The sequence below is a fragment of the Enterobacter oligotrophicus genome (genome assembly GCF_009176645.1).
In the GTDB taxonomy this organism is placed as follows: Bacteria; Pseudomonadota; Gammaproteobacteria; order Enterobacterales; family Enterobacteriaceae; genus Enterobacter; species Enterobacter oligotrophicus.
The window spans coordinates 3,944,677-3,966,871 of record NZ_AP019007.1 but is presented as its reverse complement, the minus strand read 5'-3'; the positions used below and the strand labels follow the sequence as shown (position 1 = coordinate 3,966,871).

Annotated in this window: 20 protein-coding genes; 16 read left to right on the top strand and 4 right to left on the bottom strand. The window is 54.6% G+C overall.

Annotated features, from left to right (window positions below; all coding sequences use genetic code 11):
* The first annotated feature begins 110 nt into the window (after nt 1-110).
* The 4 genes from glnH (at nt 111) to ybiO (ending at nt 4,664) form a co-directional block, all read left to right on the top strand.
* Nucleotides 111-854: a glutamine ABC transporter substrate-binding protein GlnH gene (glnH, locus tag EoCCA6_RS19005; RefSeq protein ID WP_152083962.1), complete on the top strand. Its 744-nt coding sequence runs from the start codon at nt 111-113 to the stop codon at nt 852-854.
* A gap of 93 nt (nt 855-947) precedes the next feature.
* Entirely contained in the window at nt 948-1,607 is a 660-nt protein-coding gene (gene glnP, locus EoCCA6_RS19000) for a glutamine ABC transporter permease GlnP (RefSeq protein ID WP_003858462.1), read from the top strand.
* Complete coding sequence (gene glnQ / locus EoCCA6_RS18995; RefSeq protein WP_152083961.1) at nt 1,604-2,326, top strand: glutamine ABC transporter ATP-binding protein GlnQ; 723 nt, start codon at nt 1,604-1,606, stop codon at nt 2,324-2,326. The genes glnP and glnQ overlap by 4 nt, the downstream gene beginning before the upstream one ends.
* 124 nt (nt 2,327-2,450) lie before the next feature.
* Nucleotides 2,451-4,664 carry a mechanosensitive channel protein gene (ybiO, locus tag EoCCA6_RS18990; RefSeq protein WP_152083960.1) on the top strand — a complete coding sequence of 738 codons (2,214 nt, stop codon included), beginning with the start codon at nt 2,451-2,453 and terminating at the stop codon, nt 4,662-4,664.
* A 39-nt stretch (nt 4,665-4,703) separates the two neighbouring features.
* Here the strand turns inward: ybiO and rlmF are convergent, their stop codons facing one another.
* Nucleotides 4,704-5,615, bottom strand: a complete 912-nt coding sequence (gene rlmF, locus EoCCA6_RS18985; RefSeq protein ID WP_167515552.1) for a 23S rRNA (adenine(1618)-N(6))-methyltransferase RlmF — start codon at nt 5,613-5,615, stop codon at nt 4,704-4,706.
* Nucleotides 5,616-5,856: 241 nt separating this feature from the next.
* On the opposite strand from rlmF, the gene mcbA reads away from it, so the two are divergent.
* The 3 genes from mcbA to ybiJ all read left to right on the top strand — a co-directional run bounded on the left by mcbA (nt 5,857) and on the right by ybiJ (nt 7,061).
* Complete coding sequence (gene mcbA, locus EoCCA6_RS18980; protein WP_152083958.1) at nt 5,857-6,123, top strand: DUF1471 family periplasmic protein McbA; 267 nt, start codon at nt 5,857-5,859, stop codon at nt 6,121-6,123.
* Nucleotides 6,124-6,248: 125 nt separating this feature from the next.
* Entirely contained in the window at nt 6,249-6,515 is a 267-nt protein-coding gene (locus EoCCA6_RS18975) for a DksA/TraR family C4-type zinc finger protein (protein WP_152083957.1), read from the top strand.
* Nucleotides 6,516-6,800: 285 nt separating this feature from the next.
* On the top strand, nt 6,801-7,061 hold the full coding sequence (gene ybiJ, locus EoCCA6_RS18970) for a DUF1471 family protein YbiJ (RefSeq protein WP_152083956.1): 261 nt from the start codon (nt 6,801-6,803) through the stop codon (nt 7,059-7,061).
* Nucleotides 7,062-7,177: 116 nt separating this feature from the next.
* Here the strand turns inward: ybiJ and ybiB are convergent, their stop codons facing one another.
* A complete protein-coding gene (ybiB, locus tag EoCCA6_RS18965) occupies nt 7,178-8,140 on the bottom strand; it encodes a DNA-binding protein YbiB (RefSeq protein ID WP_152083955.1) in 963 nt (320 codons plus the stop codon).
* A 258-nt stretch (nt 8,141-8,398) separates the two neighbouring features.
* Between ybiB and EoCCA6_RS18960 the strand changes: the two genes are divergently transcribed.
* From EoCCA6_RS18960 to EoCCA6_RS18940, 5 genes are all read left to right on the top strand, one after another.
* On the top strand, nt 8,399-8,935 hold the full coding sequence (locus EoCCA6_RS18960) for a fimbrial protein (protein WP_152083954.1): 537 nt from the start codon (nt 8,399-8,401) through the stop codon (nt 8,933-8,935).
* 69 nt (nt 8,936-9,004) lie between these two features.
* Nucleotides 9,005-9,679 carry a fimbrial biogenesis chaperone gene (locus EoCCA6_RS18955; protein WP_152083953.1) on the top strand — a complete coding sequence of 225 codons (675 nt, stop codon included), beginning with the start codon at nt 9,005-9,007 and terminating at the stop codon, nt 9,677-9,679.
* A 30-nt stretch (nt 9,680-9,709) separates the two neighbouring features.
* A complete protein-coding gene (locus EoCCA6_RS18950) occupies nt 9,710-12,253 on the top strand; it encodes a fimbria/pilus outer membrane usher protein (RefSeq protein WP_152083952.1) in 2,544 nt (847 codons plus the stop codon).
* 22 nt (nt 12,254-12,275) lie between these two features.
* Nucleotides 12,276-13,265: a fimbrial protein gene (locus tag EoCCA6_RS18945; RefSeq protein WP_152083951.1), complete on the top strand. Its 990-nt coding sequence runs from the start codon at nt 12,276-12,278 to the stop codon at nt 13,263-13,265.
* Nucleotides 13,266-13,270: 5 nt separating this feature from the next.
* Nucleotides 13,271-13,774 (top strand): fimbrial protein, encoded by a 504-nt coding sequence (locus tag EoCCA6_RS18940; RefSeq protein ID WP_152083950.1) that lies wholly within the window; start codon nt 13,271-13,273, stop codon nt 13,772-13,774.
* Here the strand turns inward: EoCCA6_RS18940 and dinG are convergent.
* On the bottom strand, nt 13,761-15,938 hold the full coding sequence (gene dinG, locus EoCCA6_RS18935; RefSeq protein WP_152083949.1) for an ATP-dependent DNA helicase DinG: 2,178 nt from the start codon (nt 15,936-15,938) through the stop codon (nt 13,761-13,763). The two genes, EoCCA6_RS18940 and dinG, sit on opposite strands and share 14 nt — an antisense overlap.
* Nucleotides 15,939-16,035: 97 nt before the next feature.
* Nucleotides 16,036-17,406 (bottom strand): ATP-dependent RNA helicase RhlE, encoded by a 1,371-nt coding sequence (gene rhlE / locus EoCCA6_RS18930; RefSeq protein ID WP_152083948.1) that lies wholly within the window; start codon nt 17,404-17,406, stop codon nt 16,036-16,038.
* 236 nt (nt 17,407-17,642) lie between these two features.
* Here rhlE and cecR point away from each other — a divergent pair, with 236 nt between their 5' ends.
* From cecR to EoCCA6_RS18910, 4 genes are read left to right on the top strand one after another with little or no spacing between them, the layout of a single operon-like run.
* Nucleotides 17,643-18,320: a transcriptional regulator CecR gene (cecR, locus tag EoCCA6_RS18925; RefSeq protein ID WP_152083947.1), complete on the top strand. Its 678-nt coding sequence runs from the start codon at nt 17,643-17,645 to the stop codon at nt 18,318-18,320.
* A complete protein-coding gene (gene hlyD, locus EoCCA6_RS18920; protein WP_152083946.1) occupies nt 18,317-19,312 on the top strand; it encodes a secretion protein HlyD in 996 nt (331 codons plus the stop codon). Before cecR ends, hlyD begins: the two co-directional genes overlap by 4 nt.
* Nucleotides 19,305-21,044: an ATP-binding cassette domain-containing protein gene (locus EoCCA6_RS18915; RefSeq protein ID WP_152083945.1), complete on the top strand. Its 1,740-nt coding sequence runs from the start codon at nt 19,305-19,307 to the stop codon at nt 21,042-21,044. The genes hlyD and EoCCA6_RS18915 overlap by 8 nt, the downstream gene beginning before the upstream one ends.
* Complete coding sequence (locus EoCCA6_RS18910) at nt 21,034-22,167, top strand: ABC transporter permease (protein WP_152083944.1); 1,134 nt, start codon at nt 21,034-21,036, stop codon at nt 22,165-22,167. Before EoCCA6_RS18915 ends, EoCCA6_RS18910 begins: the two co-directional genes overlap by 11 nt.
* Nucleotides 22,168-22,195: the final 28 nt, after the last annotated feature.

The following is a 22,195-nucleotide window of genomic DNA, read 5'->3' as shown; positions in this document are numbered from 1 at the left end:
GCGTGACATCATCCCCTTTTCAAAACAATGACTTGTAAAGTTGGCACGATTCTTTCATTGTGCCAGTCGTTCTCGCAGGGGATCGCCCCGTGGATATAAAAGGAAATGCTATGAAGTCTGTATTTAAAGTTTCACTGGCTGCACTTACCCTGGCTTTTGCGGTGTCTTCTCAGGCCGCCGACAAACTTGTTGTAGCAACTGACACGGCGTTCGTTCCGTTTGAATTCAAACAGGGTGATAAATACGTTGGTTTCGACGTGGATCTCTGGGCCGCCATCGCGAAAGAACTGAAGCTGGATTACACCCTGAAGCCAATGGACTTCAGCGGCATCATCCCGGCGCTGCAAACTAAAAACGTTGACCTGGCGCTGGCCGGTATCACCATTACTGACGAACGTAAAAAAGCGATCGACTTCTCTGACGGCTACTACAAAAGCGGCCTGCTGGTGATGGTGAAAGCCGATAACAACGACGTGAAAAGCGTAAAAGATCTCGACGGTAAAGTGGTGGCAGTGAAGAGCGGCACCGGCTCCGTTGATTACGCGAAAGCCAACATCAAAACCAAAGACCTGCGCCAGTTCCCGAATATCGATAACGCCTACATGGAACTGGGCACCAACCGCGCTGATGCGGTTCTGCACGATACGCCAAACATCCTGTACTTCATCAAAACGGCAGGTAACGGCAAGTTCAAGGCAGTTGGTGAATCTCTGGAAGCACAGCAGTACGGTATTGCATTCCCGAAAGGCAGCGACGACCTGCGTAATAAAGTCAACGGCGCGCTGAAAACCCTGAAAGAGAACGGTACGTACAACGAAATCTATAAAAAATGGTTCGGTTCTGAGCCTAAATAATTCAGCCTGAATTCAGGTTTGTAACGCCCGGTAGCGCTTACGCTTGCCGGGCCTACATTTTTTGTTTTTCACCACGGTATACAGGAATACATCATGCAGTTTGACTGGAGCGCCATCTGGCCTGCCATTCCTCTCTTGCTTGAAGGCGCTAAAATGACCCTGTGGATTTCGGTCCTCGGTCTGGTTGGCGGGTTGATTATCGGCCTTGTTGCCGGTTTCGCCCGCACCTATGGCGGCTGGATTGCTAACCACATCGCGCTGGTTTTCATCGAAGTGATCCGCGGCACGCCAATTGTCGTGCAGGTCATGTTCATCTATTTCGCCCTGCCAATGGCCTTTACCGATCTGCGCATTGATCCGTTCAGCGCGGCCGTTGTGACCATCATGATCAACTCCGGTGCCTACATTGCGGAAATCACCCGTGGCGCGGTGTTGTCGATCCACAAAGGTTTCAGTGAAGCGGGTCTGGCATTAGGGCTTTCCCGTCGCGAAACCATCCGCCACGTTATTCTGCCGCTGGCACTGCGCCGCATGCTGCCACCGCTCGGTAACCAGTGGATCATCAGCATTAAAGATACGTCGCTGTTCATTGTGATCGGCGTAGCTGAGCTGACCCGTCAGGGTCAGGAAATTATTGCTGGCAACTTCCGTGCGCTGGAAATCTGGAGTGCGGTCGCCGTTGTCTACCTGATTATCACGCTGGTTCTGAGCTTTGTTCTGCGTCGTCTTGAAAGAAGGATGAAAATCCTGTGATTGAATTTAAAAACGTTTCCAAGCACTTTGGGCCAACCCAGGTGCTGCACAATATTGATCTGAACATCAAACAGGGTGAAGTGGTGGTGATTATCGGGCCATCCGGTTCCGGTAAATCGACGCTGTTACGCTGCATCAACAAGCTGGAAGAGATCACCAGCGGCGATCTGATTGTTGATGGCCTTAAGGTCAATGATCCGAAAGTGGACGAGCGCCTGATCCGCCAGGAAGCGGGCATGGTGTTCCAGCAGTTCTACCTCTTCCCACACCTGACGGCGCTGGAAAACGTGATGTTTGGCCCACTGCGCGTGCGCGGAGCCAGTAAAGCTGCCGCCGAAACGCTGGCAAAAGATCTGCTGGCGAAGGTCGGCCTCGCGGAGCGAGCGCACCACTACCCTTCTGAGCTGTCCGGTGGTCAACAACAGCGTGTGGCGATCGCCCGTGCGCTGGCGGTGAAGCCGAAAATGATGCTGTTTGATGAACCCACTTCCGCCCTCGACCCTGAGCTGCGTCACGAGGTGCTGAAAGTCATGCAGGATCTGGCCGAAGAAGGGATGACGATGGTTATCGTGACCCATGAAATCGGCTTTGCTGAGAAGGTGGCGTCCCGTCTGATCTTCATTGATAAAGGCCGTATTGCGGAAGACGGCAATCCACAAGCACTTATTGCGAACCCGCCAAGTCAGCGTTTGCAGGAGTTTCTGCAGCACGTGTCGTAAAACGACACCGTTCAACAAGCCGGGCATGCCCGGCTTTTTTATGCCAGATTGTTCCCAAAAATCCCTCTCCGCTCCTCGCACTCTATACTTATCATTTTGTTGAACATTTTCACCGGAGGACGCCGTGCCGTGGATATTGTTGCTGTTGCTGAGCTTGTTTAGTGCGCCATCGCTTGCCGTCACGATCCCAGGTGTTACCACCGGAACCGCCACCACGCAGGAAAGCACGCCGCCACCGGAACCTGACGTTGAACAGAAAAAAGCGGCCTACAGCGCCCTGGCTGATGTGCTTGAAAACGACACCTCGCGGCAGGAGTTAATCGATCAGCTACGTAAAGTGGCTGCCACTCCGCCACAGGAGCAGGTCCCGACCATTACGCCGCCGGAGGTTAAAGAGCAAAAAACGGTGCTGGAGAATGTTACCGACGTCAGCCGTCACTATGGTGAAGCTCTCTCCTCGCGTTTTGCCCAGCTCTACCGCAACCTGATTGGCTCCCCGCACAAGCCTTTTAATCCGCACACCTTCTCTGCGGCCGCTACCCAGTTTTTAATACTGGCTGGCGCGGTATTCATCTTTTACTGGCTGGTACGCCTGTGCGCCTGGCCGTTATACCGAAAAATGGGCCACTGGGGGCGTAAAAAGAACCAGCAAAAAAGCAGCTGGTTACACCTGCCCGCCATGATCGCCGGAGCCTTTATCATTGATTTGCTGCTGCTGACGCTAACGCTTTTTATCGGTCAGGTACTGGCCGACCATCTGAATACGGGCAACAAAACTATCGCCTTCCAGCAGGCGTTGTTCCTGAATGCTTTCGCGCTGATTGAATTTTTCAAGGCGTTGCTGCGTCTGATTTTTTGCCCGCATGTGCCGGACCTGCGCCCCTTTTCGATACGGGATGAGAGCGCCAGATACTGGGCTGTTCGTTTAAGCGTACTCAGCGGATTGATAGGTTACGGCCTGCTGGTGGCCGTGCCGATAATCTCCAACCAGGTCAACGTGCAGTTTGGCGCGCTGGCGAATGTGCTGATCATGCTCTGCATCACCGTCTGGGCGCTCTACCTGATCTTCCACAATAAAAAAGCGATCACCGAGAGTCTGCTGCATCTGGCCGATCGAACGCTCTCTTTCTTCAGCCTGTTTATTCGCGCCTTCGCTCTGGTGTGGCACTGGCTGGCAAGCGCGTACTTTATTGTCCTGTGCTTCTTCTCGCTGTTTGATCCCGGCAACAGCCTGAAGTTTATGATGGGCGCAACGTTCAAAAGCCTGGCGATTATCGGCATTGCAGCCTTTGTTTCGGGCCTGCTGTCTCGCTGGATTTCAAAAACCATTACCCTGTCGCCACAGGTCCAGCGTAGCTATCCGGAACTGCAAAAACGGGTTAATGGCTGGATGTCGGTATCGCTTAAAGTGGCGCGCATTCTGACCGTCTGCGTGGCCATTATGCTGCTCCTCAACGCCTGGGGCCTGTTTGATTTCTGGAACTGGCTGCACAACGGCGCAGGGGAAAAAACCGTTGATATTCTGATTCGTATCGCGCTGATTTTGTTCTTTTCCGCCGTCGGCTGGACGCTTCTTGCCAGCCTTATTGAGAACCGGCTGGTCTCGGATATCCACGGCAGGCCGCTACCCAGCGCGCGCGCCAGAACGCTGTTAACCCTGTTCCGTAACGCGCTGGCGGTAATCATCAGCACCATTACCATCATGATTGTGCTCTCGGAAATCGGCGTGAATATCGCCCCGCTGCTGGCCGGTGCAGGTGCTCTGGGGCTGGCGATCTCCTTCGGTTCGCAAACGCTGGTGAAAGATATCATCACCGGCATCTTCATCCAGTTTGAGAACGGCATGAATACGGGCGATCTGGTGACCATTGGGCCGTTGACCGGTACGGTGGAGCGGATGTCCATTCGCTCCGTTGGCGTGCGTCAGGATACCGGTGCGTACCACATTATTCCGTGGTCTTCGATCACGACCTTCGCCAACTTTGTGCGCGGGATTGGCTCCGTTGTGGCGAACTACGATGTGGATCGTCACGAGGATGCGGATAAAGCGAAGCAGGCGCTACGGGATGCGGTCAGCGAACTGATGGAGATGGAGGATATTCGCGGGCTGGTGATTGGCGAACCGTCGTTTGCCGGCATCGTCGGGCTGACCAACACGGCGTTTACCCTGCGCGTGTCGTTCACCACTCAGCCGCTGAAGCAGTGGACGGTGCGTTTTGCCCTCGACAGCATGGTGAAAAAGCACTTTGATCTGGCGGATGTGCGAATGCCGGTGCAGACGTATCAGGTATTGCCATCGCCTGTGGCACCACCGCCGCCACAGGAGCCGACGTTGTAGCGTGGTTGCCCGGTGGCGTAACGCGACCGGGCCGAGCGGTTACTTACTGCGTTTGTTATCGTCCATAAATGTCCAGGCGATAAAACGACTCTGTTTCTGGCCTTGGGCCATCTCTTTTTTCACCACTTTTACCGCACCGACGTCGGTCAATGCACGATACAGCGGCGGCAGGTTATCGCCACGCGATACCAGCGTGGTAAACCACTTCACCTGACGGCCAAATGATTGACTTTCGGCAATCATCCGCAGGATAAACGCCACTTCTCCCCCCTCGCACCACAGCTCCTGCTGCTGGCCGCCGAAGTTCAGCGCGGCGTCTTCAGCCTGCCCGAGGTTGCGACGCTTACGCTCGCTGCCCGCACGGGCGGCGGCGGCTGAGTCATGGAACGGCGGATTACACAAGGTGGCATCGTACTGCTCGTTCTTATGAATGATGCCGTTGAAGATTGAGGCAGCATCTTTTTGGCGACGCAGGCGGATCGCGCGGCTTAAACCTGCATTTGCGCTGATAATCGCCTGTGCGCTGGAGAAGGCTTCAGCGCTCGTTTCACTGCCGGTAAAACGCCAGTGATATTCGTGAGCACCAATCAGCGGGTAGATGAGATTTGCCCCCGTACCGATATCCAGAACGGACGCCTGTTCTGGTATCACACCATGATTATCGTCTGCCAGCAGGTCGGCGAGATGATGAACGTAATCGGCCCGGCCAGGAACTGGCGGACAGAGAAAGCCTTCGGGAATGTCCCAGTGCGTCACACCATAAAAATGAGCCAGCAGCGCTTTATTCAGGGTTTTGACTGCCTGCGGGTCGGCAAAGTTAACCGAAGGTTCGCCAGCAGGCGTCTGCACGATAAAGTCCTGCAACTCAGGGCAGCTCAGGCACAGCGCTTTCATATCATAGCGGCTGCGATGGCGGTTACGCGGGTGCAATCCCGGCTTTTGGGAAGTCATGGCATTCTCCTTTAAACAGCGGCGTAAGATACCCTTTGCTGACCCAACGGTAAATATCTCTCTGCGAAAGGGGAAAAAGCGACCAAAATCAGCCGCCTGTATGTCTATGATCTGTCAATGATTTGTCAATTAATATCGTTCAAAAAATAAGCAGATCATAATCAAATTTTTGCGCTAAATCACACTCGCCAGGCTTCTAAACTTAAGAGGAATCACCTGTTGTTTCCCTGAGGATGTGATTATGAAAAAGTACCTGACCCTTGCTGTAATCGCTGGTGCGCTGACGACAGCGTCATTCTCTGCCTGGTCAGTTCAGCCTCTGACCGACGGCACAGATACCAGCCAGCTTCGACCTGCTGGTACGGTTTCAGTAAGCCGTGCGAGCAACCTTGACGATCTGCAGGATAAACTGGCTGAAAAAGCCCGCCAGGAAGGTGCCAAAGGTTTTGTGGTGAACTCCGCCGGTGGAGATAACCATATGTATGGTACAGCCACCATCTATAAATAATGTCTTAACCTGTCCCCTGACTGCATCTGCCCGACAGATGCAGTTTCTTTTTGTCCCGTCTTGACTGTACGATTTTTAACCCCATATTCATGTTATGCGTTCTGGATACCACTCAGGAGGGTGATATGGCTTCCGGCTGGGCAAATGACGATGCCGTTAACGAACAGATCAACAGTACAATTGAAGATGCGGTTGCCCGCGCTCGCGGTGAAATTCCGCGCGGGGAGAGCTTATTTGAATGTGAAGAGTGCGGTGAGCCAATCCCTGAAGCGCGCCGTAAAGCCATTCCCGGCGTGCGGTTATGTATCACCTGCCAGCAGGAGAAAGATTCAAATAATGCTTCTCACTCAGGATATAATCGCAGAGGATCGAAAGACAGCCAGTTACGTTGACTTTCCTTTACCAAAGTTAACCGCGCAAGCGGTTACCTTTACGCTCACGATTTTAAGTGAAACGTGTAGCAGAATGTGCCTTTCATACTCACTCTGTAAAGCGCAGCGACAAGAAGTGTAAATCGCCTCTCTGAATTTATTAATATTCAATAAGTTATTTGTCGTTCAGTTTTTTTGAGCAATGACGTCAATTCTCTTCGATTTTATCTCTCAGAAAAAAACGTGATACTTATCACATCGACGGAACATCGTCCCCTTAACAGAATAACCTGCGAGAGATTAATCATGAAAACCATCAAATATGCTGTTGCTGCTGTTGCCCTGTCCGCTCTGTCTTTTGGCGCATTCGCTGCAGAACCTGTCTCTTCTGCTCAGGCGCAGAGCCTCAACAAAATCGGTGTTGTCAGTGCTGAAGGCGCGACCACGCTGGACGGTCTGGAAGCCAAACTGGCTGAGAAAGCCGCAGCTGCCGGTGCAAGCGGTTATACCATCACTTCCGCGAACACCAATAACAAACTGAGCGGCACTGCGGTTATCTACAAATAATCGACCACATTATGCTCCACCCTCGCCATACCCTCTGGTGAGATGCTCCAACCCTCATTGACCCTGTTGTTGTTACCCTTGTTTGCCCGTCCGCCACTGGACGGGCTTTTTTTTTGCTAAAACGCCTGCGCAATACGTTCCAGCCCGGCTTCTACCGTCTCTGCCTCACCCGTTGCCAGCAGGCAGCAGGCCATCTGCAGCCTGATAGCGTGTGGAACAGGGACATTTCCGGCAAGGCACTGCGCAATCCAGTGGGCGGTGGTCTGCGGATCTTTTGCCTGCGGCAGGATCACATCGCTATTTTCTTCGCCACGCTCAAGCACAGCACGCGTGCCTGCGGAATCAATCAGCGTCAGTTGCGGACAACGCTGCGGATTGGCATACACCTCACCTTCCGTCCCGTGCATCAGCAATGCCCGGCCACCGATCTCTTCAAAGAACTTACCGACCCGCGTCACGTACTCCGGGTGCGACACGCTGGAAAGGCGCAGCGCAGCATCCTCAGCAAACGGGGTAGCCAGTTTCGCCAGGGTGTGTGCGCTGTTGCGCACGCCCATCCGCCAGCGCATGTCCAGTTGCTTTTCCAGCGGCGGACAAAGCGCGCTAATCGGAATGTATACCGGCTGGTGGCCATCCAGCTTCGCCTGCGCTTGCCCGGCGTGCAGAGTCGGTTCAATCCCCAGTAGCGCAAAAATGGTTTCTGTCAGAACTCGGGTCGGATCTTCACTAACACCATGCACAACGACCGGAAAACCCAGTTTATTCAGCAAAATAGCCAGCAGCGGCGTCAGGTTCGCCTGTTTGCGTGCGCCGTTATAGCTTGGGATCACAATCGGCATCGGTTTCGCCACGGGAGGCGTCAGGCGGAGGGTCTGCGCTTGCATTGCGTCGTAAAAGCCCCGCATCTCAGCCTCACCTTCACCTTTGATACGAAGTGCGATCAGAATACCGCCCATTTCAAGCTCAGGCACATCACCATTCAACATATGTGTGTAGAGCGCACGGGCGGTTTCCAGATCCAGGTCACGTGCATGATTTTTCCCACGCCCTACCTCTTTGATAATTTTGCGATAATCCACGACATCTCTCCTTACGGCATCATCTTGTTAACAATATAGCCCTGAAGAAGACCTCCACGGTAGTTTTTTATCATCGTTATCAAATCGCTGATTTAAATGAAATTAATTAAAAACAAGCATTATTTAAATTAATTGTGATTTATGCAGAAGATTCTTACACATCCTTTTTTTGGTTAAATACTCAGCGAAACATCATTGAGGATTAACGCTGAAACTGTCCAGGCAACATTTTTAGCGAAAAACATATCAGGATTTATTATGAACAAGGTTGCTTTAGGTTTATTCATCGCTGCAATGGTGGGATGTTCAGCATCCGCATTTGCAGCAACAAACGGTGAAGGTCAGATTAACTTCACGGGCGAAATTATTGATTCTGCTTGTCAGGTCGTTAATGGATTAAGTAATCCATTAAATGTGCAGTTGGGTAAAGTCTCAAAAACGGTATTCACCGGTGCAGGCTCCACCAGCACATTGACGAAGTTTGATATCCAGTTAAAAAATTGCCCGGAATCGGTCACCTCCGCTGCTATTAATTTTGGCGGTACGCCGGATACAAATAACAACTCTACGCTGGCAGTCACGCCAGAGGAAGATGCCGCAACAGGCGTCGCTATTCAGCTGGTTGATGCCTCAGAGCAGCCGGTCAGCCTGTATACGCCGTCTCAGCAGTATCCGTTAGCATCCGGAACCACCGTGAATGATCTGGAATTTGGTGCACGTTATATTCAAACCGAAGCGGCTATTACAGCGGGTCCGGCTAACTCTGTATCCACTTTCACCGTCATCTACAATTGATATTGTCAATCAAGAGATATGAGTTCTTTCCCCGGAACTGATATCTCTTCTTCTTATTGAGAAAGATTTATGCGTCACGGTTATTTACTGGCTTCTCTTTTACTGGCAGCAGCAACGGCACATGCCGGTGTCATTATTAATGGCACACGTCTGGTTTACCATGGAGATAAAAAGGAATCGTCTCTCGGTCTTTCAAACCCGGATTCAATGGATTATCTGGTCCAGTCCTGGGTCGACTCTGGCGGTAAAAAACTGAATAAAGCCCCCTTTCTTATTACTCCGCCGCTTTTCCGTCTTGATGCGAAAGAAGATAACGTTCTGCGTGTCGTGCGTACTGGGGGAAATTTGCCGGAAGATCGTGAGTCTCTGTACTGGCTGAATATTAAAGCGATCCCGTCATCAAAACGTGTGGAGGGGATGAACACTCTGCAAATCGCCATTAATACGCGTATTAAATTGTTGTATCGCCCTGCAGCGGTAAAGGGTCAACCTGAAGACGTCGCGGACAAACTTGAATGGCATCGCGAAGGTCACGATCTGGTTGTTAATAACCCAACACCTTTTTATATGAATTTCCAGACGGTCACACTGAACGGCCATAAAGTTGCTAAAGCAAACTGGGCAGTACCCAAAAGCGAAACCCATTTTGCCTTGCCTGATAATACCGGGGGCACAAACGTGTCATGGTCAATTATTACCGATTACGGCAGCATCAGTCATACCTGGTCTTCAACCGTTAATTAAGTCATTCATGTACAGACACGCTAAATAATCATGTACAGCACTAAAAAGCCCTTTACCTGCCGCTTATCCCCTTTGCTGACCCTGTTGTGTGGTCTGGCAATGGCGATCTTTGCACAGCAGGTCTGGGCTGATGATTATTTTAACCCGGCGTTACTGGATATTGATAATCCCCAGCAGGGAAAAACGGATCTGTCTCTCTATGAAAAAGGGCCAGGCCAGGCACCGGGTAAATATGAGGTGTCCATCTTTATTAATAATAATAAAATTGACACCCGTAATGTCACCTTCAAATTACAAAAAGATGCTAAAGGGAATAGTTCTCTTCAGCCATGTTTCAGCGCGGATGATTTAAAAAGCCTCGGCATTAAAACCAAAAAATACCCGCAACTGCTGGCTCAGGGACAGTGCGCTGACCTGAGTGCGATACCTGCGGCCTCTGCTTCGTTTCATGTCCGAAATCAGCAGTTGCTGCTCAGCATTCCGCAAACTGCGCTGGGCCAGGTGCCGCGCGGCTATATCGACCCGAAAGAGTTCGATGAAGGGATCACCGCAGGCATACTCAACTACAGCGCGACCGCCAGCCAAAGCCGTGCCCGGCAGCAGGGTGAACAGGACAACAGCAGCCAGTATGTCAACCTGCGCCCCGGATTGAACGTTGGAGCCTGGCGCGTTCGCAACTATTCAACATGGAATCGCAGCACCACGGGTAAAGAGGAACAGCAGAAGTTCTCTTCTGTTTATACCTATGCACAACGTGACATCGTGGCGATGAAAAGTGATGTTACAGTCGGGCAAAGTTCCTCACCTTCAGATGTGTTCGACAGCGTGCCCTATACCGGTGTGCAGCTCAAATCAGACAGCGACATGCTGCCGGATAGCGAAAGAGGCTATGCACCGATTATTCGCGGCACCGCACACAGTAACGCGCTGGTGATGGTACGCCAGAACGGCTATGTCATTTACCAGAACACCGTCGCACCGGGCGCGTTTGAAATTAACGATCTCTACCCGACAGGCAGCAGCGGCGATTTGCAGGTCACCGTCAAAGAGACGGACGGCAGCGAAAGCCATTTCGTGGTGCCTTACGCCTCTGTTCCCGTGCTGCAACGTGAAAAAAACCTCCGCTACAGCGTGACTGCAGGACGCTATCGCTCTTATGACAAAGATGTCGAGAAAACACCCTTTGCTCAGGGGAGTGCTATCTACGGTCTGCCTTATGGTTTTACCGCCTATGGCGGCGTACAGCAGAGCAGCCATTATCAGTCGCAGGCTTTTGGTGCCGGGAAAAACATGGGCGATCTCGGCGCGTTCTCCGTCGACGTGACGCGCGCAAAAGCGCTGCTGAAAAAGCAGCAGTCCAGCAAGGGGCAGTCCTGGCGCGTGCGCTACAGCAAAGATTTTGCCGGTACGGGGACGAATTTCTCGCTGGCGGGTTATCGCTACAACAGCAAAGGGTTTTACACCCTGGAAGACACCATGGAGTCGTATACCCGCTCGGACGACTGGTCTGCCCCACAGCAGCGCCGTGCCCGCACTGAAGCTACCGTCGATCAAACGCTGCCCGAGGGCTGGGGCTCGTTCACCCTGAGCCTGGTAAAAGAGACCTACTGGAACCAGAGCCAGGACATGACCTCAATGGGCATCAGTTATAACAACAGCTGGCACGGCGTGAGTTACAGCCTGAGCTACAGCATGAATAAAAATACCCAGGACAGCGATGAGGATGGTGAATCTGTTACCAATGACAACCAGTTCTCGTTAAACATTTCGGTTCCGCTTGATCACTGGATGCATAACACCTGGGCCACTTACAACCTGAACAACACCAAAGACGGGACGACGCAGAATTTCGGTCTTAACGGTACCGCGCTGCCGGAAGACAACCTGAACTGGAATATTCAGGAGGGGCTCAGCACCACTGGCAGCGGCAGTTCAACCAGTATGACTGCCGATTACAAAGGCACCTACGGTGAAGCGAGCGGCGGCGTCAGCCAGGACAAATATCAGCAGACGGTGAACGTCGGGCTGCAGGGCGGCATGATCGCCCACGCTAACGGCATCACGCTGAGCCAGCCGCTGGGTGAAACTATCGCCCTGGTAAAAGCGCCCGGAACGCACGGCACTCATATTGCTAACCAGACCGGTGTCGAAACCGATTTCCGCGGCTATACCGTGGTGCCGTTCATCACCGCTTATCGCCATAACACCGTTGCGCTGGATACCGAAACGCTGCCGGACGATGCCGACGTCACTCACGCTGCGCAAATTGTCACGCCAACGCGCGGTGCCGTGGTGCGCGCCAGCTTTAATACCCGCGTGGGTAACCGTGTACTGATGACGCTTACGCATAACGGTAAACCGCTGCCCTTCGGCGCAACGGTCACCACAGACGATAAGGACAATGAGTTTATCGTCGGTAACGATGGGCAGACCTATCTCTCTGGTTTGCCGCAGCAAGGACACCTTGCCGTCTCCTGGGGGCAGGATTCCAGCGAACATTGCGTCGCTGACTACGCGCTAACGGATGAGAAAGATAAATCCAGCATCATTAACGCTGCCGCGCAGTGTCATTGATTCAATGTTCAGGCTAAACATTATGCAAATGATTAAACAGTGCTTTTTCTTACTGGTTCTGGGAACCGCAGCGTTATTTATGCCCCATGCAAAGGCCACCTGCACCTCGCCGGACATGCCAAAAATGATTAACGTGGCCTCTATTTCAATCCCGACGACGCTTGCCGTGGGCGAAACCATTCCGGGTACGGAGCAGACGGTACACGTTGCCGGTAATTGCAACCAAAGTGTCGATAGCGGGCAGGAAATCGTCTCCTGTTATTACGGTACGGGAGCAGAGATCCCCGGACTGCGAGGCGTGTATGACTCCGGCGTACCTGGCGTGGGCATCGCTCTGATGAATGACAAAGGCCAGCGAATCAGCGGCGCAGGCGGCGTACAGTGCGATTCGCGGGGGACACCCGTTGGCTATGTCTCTACCGACGGGCAACAATCGTTTAGCTTCGAAGTCACGCTGGAACTGGTGAAAACGAGCAATACGGTGTCAGCAGGCACGCTGGTGCAGGGGCAGACGGAATTCGGCATCGGCGTTTTTGGCCATGAAGGGATCGGCAACCCTAACCATATCTCCTATTCCGGCAACGTTACTCTCCACGAAGTGACGTGCAACGTGTCACCGAAAAATCTCACCATCAATCTGGGTGATTTCCCGGTCAGTGATTTTATCGGTGCAGGCGTGCTCTCCTCACCGGCACAGAAATTCTACGTCAGCGTTAATTGCGACACCACGGTGCAGCCTGAAATCAAAATAAACAGTGCCAATGGGTATGAATCCGGCTATGAGGGCGTCATCAAACTCACTCAGCAAACCGGCATGGCGACGGGGGTCGGCGTCAGAATGCTCTTTGACGACAATATCGCCACCTTTGACACCTATATCCCGACAAAACAGCCAGCGAATGCCAATGAAACGTTAGCGATCCCGTTCGAGGTGCGCTATGAGCAGGTCAGCGACACGGTGACTCCTGGCCCTGCAAACAGTATTGCGACCCTCACCCTTGCCTATAAGTGATCATTATGAAAAAGACAGCATTGCTCCTGGCCCTGGGTCTGATAGCCCAGGCGCACGCAGAGGATATCCAGATACAGATGACAGGCAATATCTACGCCAATACCTGTGTCATCGACAGCGCCAGCCGCAATCTGACGGTAGATTTAGGTCAGGCGGTGGCGGGTAATTTTAAAGACGTGGGGGACACTGGCGAGTGGAAAGATTTTTCCCTGTCGGTGACACATTGCCCGGCAACGCTCGCGCTGGCTACCGCCTTTTTTTACGGACAGGCAGACAGCATACACCCGACAAAATTTGCCAACACCGGCAGCGCGAAAGGGCTGGCGCTGGAGCTGGCAGACCGTCAGGACAAAATACTCATCGCCCCGCAGGCGGCGTTTAACGTCCCGATCAACTCAGCCGATCACACCGCAACGTTTCCTCTGGCTGCACGTTACTACGCCACCTCTATGCCCGTCAGCGCCGGAACCTTCAACAGCGTGATTCAGGTGACCTTTACATACCAGTAGGACCGCGCCCCTTAGCACGGATGCTTTTCTTACGCCCGGCGGTCAGTTTTGCCGGGCGTTTTTTTACCTCTGGCACCTCCGGCTGTTCGATCGGGAAGACCGGCAGCGCGTTCAACAACCGTTGGCCGTAGTTTTTAGTGAGCAGACGTTTATCGTAGATCACCACCTCGCCCCAGCAGCCGTGGCTACGGATCAGACGCCCCACCTGCTGGATCAGGTTAAACGACGCCGCAGGCAGGCTTTGCACCTCAAACGGATAGCGATTCAGGCTTTTCAGCCATTCGCCTTCGGTGATCACTACCGGGCTGTCGATTGGCGGAAAGGCAATTTTGTGGATGTGTACCTGCGTCAGGTAGTCTCCTTTCAGATCCAGCCCTTCGGCGAAGGACTGCAACCCGACCAGCACGCTGCGCTCGCCGTTATCAATACGTTTACGATGGGTTTCCACCAGCCGGTAGCGTGGCTGATCGCCCTGCACCAGCAGGAGTAAACGCAGGTCGGTGACGTATTCCAGGAAACGCTGCATCGCGCGCCCGCTGGCAAACAGCACCAGCATGCCGGGGTATTTTTTGCTCTCAACCTGCTCGCGGAAGTAGGCTGCCATTTCCGCAATGTGCTGCTCTTCGTTATCGATAAGCGGCTCATAGTTCATGCGCGGGATCACCAGCTTGCCCTGTTCGCAGTGGTTAAACGGCGAGTCCAGTGCTACAAAGCGGTCGCCCGCTTTCTCTTTCAGGCCGCTCATCTCCTGCAAGCGTGAGAAACTGTTCAGGGATCGCAACGTCGCAGAAGTGATGACCACATGGGGTACGCTGCGCCAGATAAGTTTTTCCAGCTGATCGGCGACACGAATACCCACGCAGTGGAAAAACAGATGCACCTGCCCCTCTTTCACTTCACGCGTTGCCCATTTGGTCACTGGCGCGCCGGATGCCTGGGCTAAAGAGGCCAGCCGCCACAGTTTGCTCTGCGCCTCAAACATGCCGAGCGCGCGGTTCATCTGGAGCAGTATGCGGTGCAGGCGGACCACGTCATGCGTGCCGGTTTTCTCACTCAGATCGTTTAAAAACAGCTCCGCCAGCCCGCGCAGCTTTTCGAGGTGCTTCGCCAGCTGCTGGCAGATCTCCATCACCTCTTCCGGCAGTTCCCCCATCGCAAAGCGGTGTTCCGCCTCCTGGGTCGCCGGAAGATAGAGATTCAGGATGTTGTTGAGTGATGAAATGAGGCTGTAAACCTCTTCGCAGTGCTCGCTCAACCGCTCAGGCACCGCCAGCGGCGGCGTGGTTTTCGGGCGAAACTGCTCCATGCAGGTTGCCACCAGCTTGCAGAAAAGATCGAGCTGCAGACGAAACCACGGCGCGGTGATTTCAGCGCTCATCTCCAGCGCGTCGCGCGCCACGTCCGGCAGATGGTGGCCTTCATCAAGCACCAGCAGCAGGTTTTTCGGCTCCGGCAGTACCGATTCGCTCTCCAGCGCGGCCATCACCAGCGCATGGTTAGCCACGACCACTTCCGCTTCCTGAATTTCGCGCCGGGCGACAAAAAACGGGCATTCACGGTAGTAGTGGCAGTTGCGGTTCAGACAGCTGGCTTTATCGGTGCTGAGCCTGCGCCACAAATCGTCACCAATTGCCTGGCTGGTGTGATCGCGCAGACCGTCCCATTTGTAGCCGTCGAGATCGGCTTTCAGCTTCGCGCATTGTTCCTGCTCGACCTTGTTGTTCGGCGTGAGTTCATCGTCGAGAAATGCCAGCAGATCCTGTTGATTAGGCTCACTGCTGGCAAGCGCGGCCAGATTGCGCGGGCAAACGTAGCGCCCACGCCCAAAGGCCGCCGTAAACCGCAGGTCGGGGATGATTTTGCGCAGCAGCGGTAAATCTTTGCTGAAGATCTGATCCTGCAGCGCCACGTTGGCGGTGCTGACCACCAGCGTTTTATCCTCTTCCCGCGCAATAGCAATACCGGGAATCAGATACGACAGGGTTTTCCCGACGCCGGTCGGGGCTTCAATCGCCAGATGTCGCCCGTCATCCCCGGCGAGCGTTTTTGCCACGTCAGCAATCATCTGCCGCTGCGGTGCTCGGGGGATAAAATCGGGGATCTGCTGTTGTAGCGCCTTATACCATGCGCCAATTTGCGCTTTGAGCGCAGCGGTTAAAGCCATTGGAAAACCTGAAATACTGTATAAACAGCCACTATTGTGGCACTTTCTCTTCGCTGCCGCAAAAAGAAAAGCCCGGCTTTACGACCGGGCTTCCAGATTACTGCGGTTTAGCAGGCTTACGCGGGCGGCGTCGGCGCTGCCCTTCCCCTGCCGGTTTTGCCTCACCGCTGCGCCACGGGTTTTCTCCACCAGATTTAGCCTCACTGCTGCGGCGCGGAGGTTTTCCCGGTTTTTTCGGTGCGCCGCCTTCTGAACGACGCGGCTGCTGACCTCGACCGCCGCCGCCGCGCTGCTGGCGACCGTTTTGAATGGGCTCAGCCTGAATGGACGGGTCCACCTCATAGCCCGGCGTTTCGATACGCGGGATCTCTTTTTTCAGCAGACGCTCGATATCACGCAGCAGTTTGTGTTCATCCACACAAACCAGTGAAAGCGCTTCACCGGTTGCCGCCGCACGACCGGTACGGCCAATACGGTGAACGTAGTCTTCCGGCACGTTCGGCAGCTCGTAGTTCACCACATGCGGTAGCTCTTCAATATCCAGCCCACGCGCCGCGATGTCGGTTGCTACCAGCACGCGGATATCGCCAGATTTAAAGTCCGCCAGCGCACGGGTACGTGCCCCCTGGCTCTTGTTGCCGTGGATGGCGGCACTGCGAATGCCGTCTTTATTCAACTGCTCCGCCAGGTGGTTAGCGCCGTGCTTGGTACGGGTAAAGACCAGCACCTGCTGCCAGTTGCCCTGACCGATCATCTGGGAGAGTAACTCCCGCTTACGTTTTTTGTCGACGAAATGCACGTGCTGCGTCACCTGCTCGGAGGCGGTGTTACGGCGCGCCACTTCCACTTCCAGCGGGTTATGCAGCAGCTTTTCCGCCAGCGCCTTGATCTCATCGGAGAAGGTCGCAGAGAACAGCAGGTTCTGACGACGCGCAGGCAGTTTTGCCAGCACGCGGCGGATATCATGAATGAAGCCCATGTCCAGCATACGGTCGGCTTCATCCAGCACCAGGATTTCGATGCTATCGAGCTTCAGCGCGTTCTGGTGTTCCAGATCCAGCAGGCGACCCGGCGTTGCCACCAGCACGTCCACACCGCCGCGCAGCTTCATCATCTGCGGGTTAATGCTGACGCCACCGAAAACCACCAGCGAACGAATGTTGAGATAGCGGCTGTAATCACGCACGTTCTCACCAATTTGCGCCGCCAGCTCACGGGTTGGCGTGAGGATCAGCGCACGAACCGGACGACGGCCTTTAGCGTGCGGCTGATTTTTTACCAGCAGTTCTAACAGCGGCAGGGTAAAGCCCGCCGTTTTACCGGTGCCGGTCTGGGCGCTGGCCATCAGGTCACGCCCCTGCAGAACAGCAGGAATAGCCTGCTGCTGGATTGGGGTTGGCTCGACGTAACCTTGTTCTGCGATCGCGCGCAGAATTTCCGGGCTCAGGCCAAGGGAATCAAAAGACATAAAAACTCCGAACCGCCCCGACCATCACAGGTGTAGTTTTCAGGGAGATATAACAATTGGGAGGACAAAAACCACAATGCCATGAAGCAGCGGAGTGTAGCAGCTTTTGTGACGTGGCGCATAAAATATCCCTCAGGGATTCATCGACGAAATATTTCCCGCCAAAGGGGCAACTGGACAAAATGGCGAACCGGGCATAATCTTAATCAATCGATTGATTAATTTTTAATGCCGCCATGAATACGACACCCACAACAACCAAAGGTGAACAGGCCAAAAGCCAGCTTATCGCCGCTGCGCTGGCACAGTTTGGTGAGTATGGACTCCATGCCACCACGCGGGATATCGCCGCGCAGGCCGGGCAAAACATTGCGGCGATTACCTACTATTTTGGTTCAAAAGAGGATTTATACCTCGCCTGCGCCCAGTGGATTGCCGACTTCATTGGCACAAATTTTCGCCCGCATGTTGAAGAGGCCACCGCGCTGTTCAGCCAGCCAGCACCTGACCGTGCCGCTATTCGTCAGCTTATCCTTAACGCCTGCCATAATATGATCCGTCTGCTGACGCACGACGATACGCTGAACCTGAGTAAGTTTATCTCCCGCGAACAACTTTCCCCCACTGCCGCTTACCAGCTGGTACACGACCAGGTGATTGCGCCGATGCACACCCACCTGACCCGGCTGATTGCGGCCTACACCGGGCGAGAGGCCGACGATACCGAGACGATTTTGCATACCCATGCCCTGCTGGGCGAAGTGCTGGCCTTTCGTCTGGGCCGGGAGACCATCCTGTTACGCACGGGCTGGACACAATTCGATGAGGATAAAGCCGCGCAGATTAGCCAGGTCATCACCTGTCATGTTGATCTGATCCTGCAAGGCTTAACGCAAAGGAGCCTGAAGTCATGAAAAAACCTGTCGCCATCATTCTGGTGGTTGTCGTGTTGCTTGCTGCGGGCATCGGCGGCTGGCTGTGGTATCAGAGCCAGCAGGATCGTGGCCTGACGCTGTACGGTAACGTCGATATTCGTACTGTGAATATGAGCTTCCGCGTTGGCGGGCGTCTGGCCTCGCTGAACGTTGACGAAGGCGATGCGATTAAAACCGGGCAGACGCTGGGGATGCTGGATAAAGCGCCCTACGAGAACGCCCTGTTGCAGGCAAAAGCAGGCGTTTCCGTGGCTCAGGCGCAGTATGACCTGATGCTGGCAGGCTACCGTGATGAAGAGATCGCCCAGGCCGCCGCTGCCGTTAAGCAGGCGAAAGCCGCCTATGACTACGCGCAGAACTTCTATAACCGTCAGCAGGGACTGTGGAAAAGCCGCACCATTTCCGCCAACGATCTGGAAAATGCCCGTTCATCCCGCGACCAGGCACAGGCCACGCTGAAATCCGCGCAGGATAAGTTAAGCCAGTACCGCACCGGTAACCGCGCGCAGGACATCGCCCAGGCGAAAGCCAGCCTTGAACAGGCGCAGGCGCAATTAGCGCAGGCGGAGCTGGATCTGCATGACACCACGTTAATCGCGCCGTCTGACGGTACGCTGATGACCCGCGCCGTGGAGCCGGGCAGCATGCTCAGCGCAGGCAGCACCGTATTAACGCTCTCTCTGACCCGCCCGGTATGGGTGCGTGCCTACATTGATGAGCCGAACCTCGGCCAGATGCAGCCGGGCCGCGAGCTGCTGCTCTATACCGACGGTCGCCCGGACAAGCCGTATCACGGCAAAGTGGGCTTTGTCTCCCCTACCGCCGAATTCACGCCGAAAACCGTTGAAACGCCGGATCTGCGTACCGACCTGGTGTACCGCCTGCGCATTATCGTCACCGATGCGGACGACGCGCTGCGTCAGGGTATGCCGGTCACCGTAAAAATCAACGACGGGGAACGACATGAATGATGCGGTTATTCAGATTAACAATCTGGTCAAACGCTTCGCGGGGATGGAGAAACCCGCGGTAGCGCCGCTGAACTGCACCATCCAGAAAGGCTATGTGACCGGGCTGGTCGGCCCTGATGGTGCAGGCAAAACCACGCTAATGCGCATGCTCGCGGGGTTGCTTAAGCCGGATGAAGGCTCGGCCAGCGTGCTGGGCCTCGATCCGATTAAAGATGACGGTGCGCTCCACGCCATGCTCGGCTATATGCCGCAGAAGTTTGGGCTGTATGAAGACCTGACGGTGATGGAAAACCTGAATCTGTATGCCGACCTGCGCAGCGTCACCGGTGAAACGCGGCAGAAAACCTTCGCCCGTCTGCTGGCGTTTACGTCGCTTGGCCCGTTTACCGACCGGCTGGCGGGCAAGCTCTCCGGCGGGATGAAGCAGAAGCTGGGGCTGGCCTGTACGCTCGTGGGCGAGCCGAAAGTTCTGCTGCTGGATGAGCCCGGTGTGGGCGTGGACCCGATTTCCCGCCGCGAGCTGTGGCAGATGGTGCACGAGCTGGCGGGCGACGGGATGCTGATCCTCTGGAGCACCTCCTACCTCGACGAAGCGGAACAGTGCCGCGACGTGCTGCTGATGAACGAAGGCGAGCTGCTCTATCAGGGTGAACCAACAAAACTGACGCAAAGCATGGCCGGGCGCAGCTTTCTGCTGCACAGCCCGCAGGAGTCCAACCGCAGACTGCTGCAACGGGTGCTGAAACTGCCGCAGGTGAGCGACGGGATGATTCAGGGCCGTTCGGTGCGGGTGATCCTCAAAAAAGAAGCCACCGCTGACGATATCCGTCACGCTCAGGGAATGCCTGAGGTTGAGATGGAAGAGACCGCGCCGCGCTTTGAAGATGCGTTTATCGACCTGCTGGGCGGGGCGGGCACGTCGGAATCACCGCTGGGTGCGATCCTGCACACGGTTGAGGGCACGCCGGGCGAAACGGTGATCGAAGCGAAATCCCTGACCAAGAAATTCGGGGATTTTGCCGCCACTGATAACGTCAATTTCGCGGTGAAACGCGGCGAGATTTTTGGCCTGCTCGGGCCGAACGGCGCGGGGAAATCGACCACCTTTAAAATGATGTGCGGCCTGCTGGTGCCTACCTCCGGTAAAGCGCTGGTGCTGGATATGGATCTGAAGATCAGCTCCGGCAAGGCGCGACAGCACCTGGGCTATATGGCGCAGAAATTCTCGCTGTACGGCAACCTGACGGTTGAGCAAAACCTGCGTTTCTTCTCCGGTGTCTACGGCCTGCGGGGTCGCGCGCAAAACGAGAAAATCAGCCGTATGACCGATGCGTTTGGCCTGACGAATATCGCTTCGCACGCCACCGATGAGCTGCCGCTCGGTTTTAAGCAACGCCTGGCGCTGGCCTGCTCGCTGATGCATGAGCCGGATATCCTGTTTCTCGATGAACCCACCTCAGGCGTTGATCCCCTCACACGCCGTGAATTCTGGCTGCATATCAACAGCATGGTGGAGAAAGGCGTTACCGTAATGGTGACAACCCACTTTATGGATGAGGCGGAGTATTGCGACCGGATCGGGCTGGTTTACCGCGGCAAGCTGATTGCTCACGGCACGCCAGACGATCTGAAAGAACAGGCCGCCGACGAAAAACGGCCGGACCCGACCATGGAGCAGGCGTTTATCACGCTTATCCACGACTGGGATAAGGAGCATACCAATGAGCCATAACGTGATGTCGTTGCGCAGGGTGCGCGCGCTGTGCGTTAAAGAGACACGCCAGATCGTCCGTGACCCGAGTAGCTGGCTGATTGCGGTGGTGATCCCCCTGCTGCTGCTGTTTATCTTTGGCTACGGGATTAACCTGGATTCCAGCAAGCTGCGCGTCGGGATTTTGCTGGAACAGCAGAGCGAAGAGGCGCTGGATTTCACCCACGCGATGACCGGCTCGCCTTATATTGACGCCACGATCAGCGACAACCGCCAGGAACTGATCCAGAAAATGCAGGCCGGGAAAATCCGTGGTCTGGTGGTGATCCCGGTGGATTTCGCGGCCAACATGGCGCGGGCGAATACCGATGCCCCGATACAGGTGATTACTGACGGCAGCGAACCGAACACCGCGAACTTTGTGCAGGGCTACGTGGAAGGCATTTGGCAACTGTGGCAAATGCAGCGGGCCGAGGACCGGGGTGAAACGTTCGAACCGCTGATTGACGTGCAGACGCGCTACTGGTTTAACCCTGCCGCCATCAGCCAGCATTTTATTATTCCCGGTGCGGTAACCATCATCATGACGGTGATAGGCGCAATTCTTACTTCGCTGGTCATCGCCCGCGAATGGGAGCGTGGCACGATGGAGGCGCTGCTCTCGACCGAAGTGACGCGGGTTGAGCTGCTGCTTTGCAAGCTGATCCCCTACTACTTCCTCGGCATGCTGGCGATGCTGCTCTGTATGCTTGTCGCCGTCTTTATCCTCGGCGTACCGTATCGCGGTTCGCTGGTACTGCTGTTCCTCATCACCAGCCTGTTTCTGCTGAGCACGCTGGGAATGGGGCTGCTCATCTCCACCATCACCCGCAACCAGTTTAATGCCGCGCAGGTAGCGCTCAATGCCGCCTTTTTACCGTCGATTATGCTGTCCGGGTTTATTTTCCAGATAGACAGCATGCCCGCAGTGATCCGCGCCGTAACGTACATTATTCCTGCCCGTTACTTTGTGAGTACCCTGCAGAGCCTGTTCCTCGCCGGGAATATTCCGGTGGTGCTGATTATCAATATCCTGTTTTTGATGGCGTCGGCGGTAATGTTTATCGGGTTGACGTGGATGAAAACGAAAAGAAGGTTAGATTAACCATCGGATTTTGTAGGTCGGGTAAACG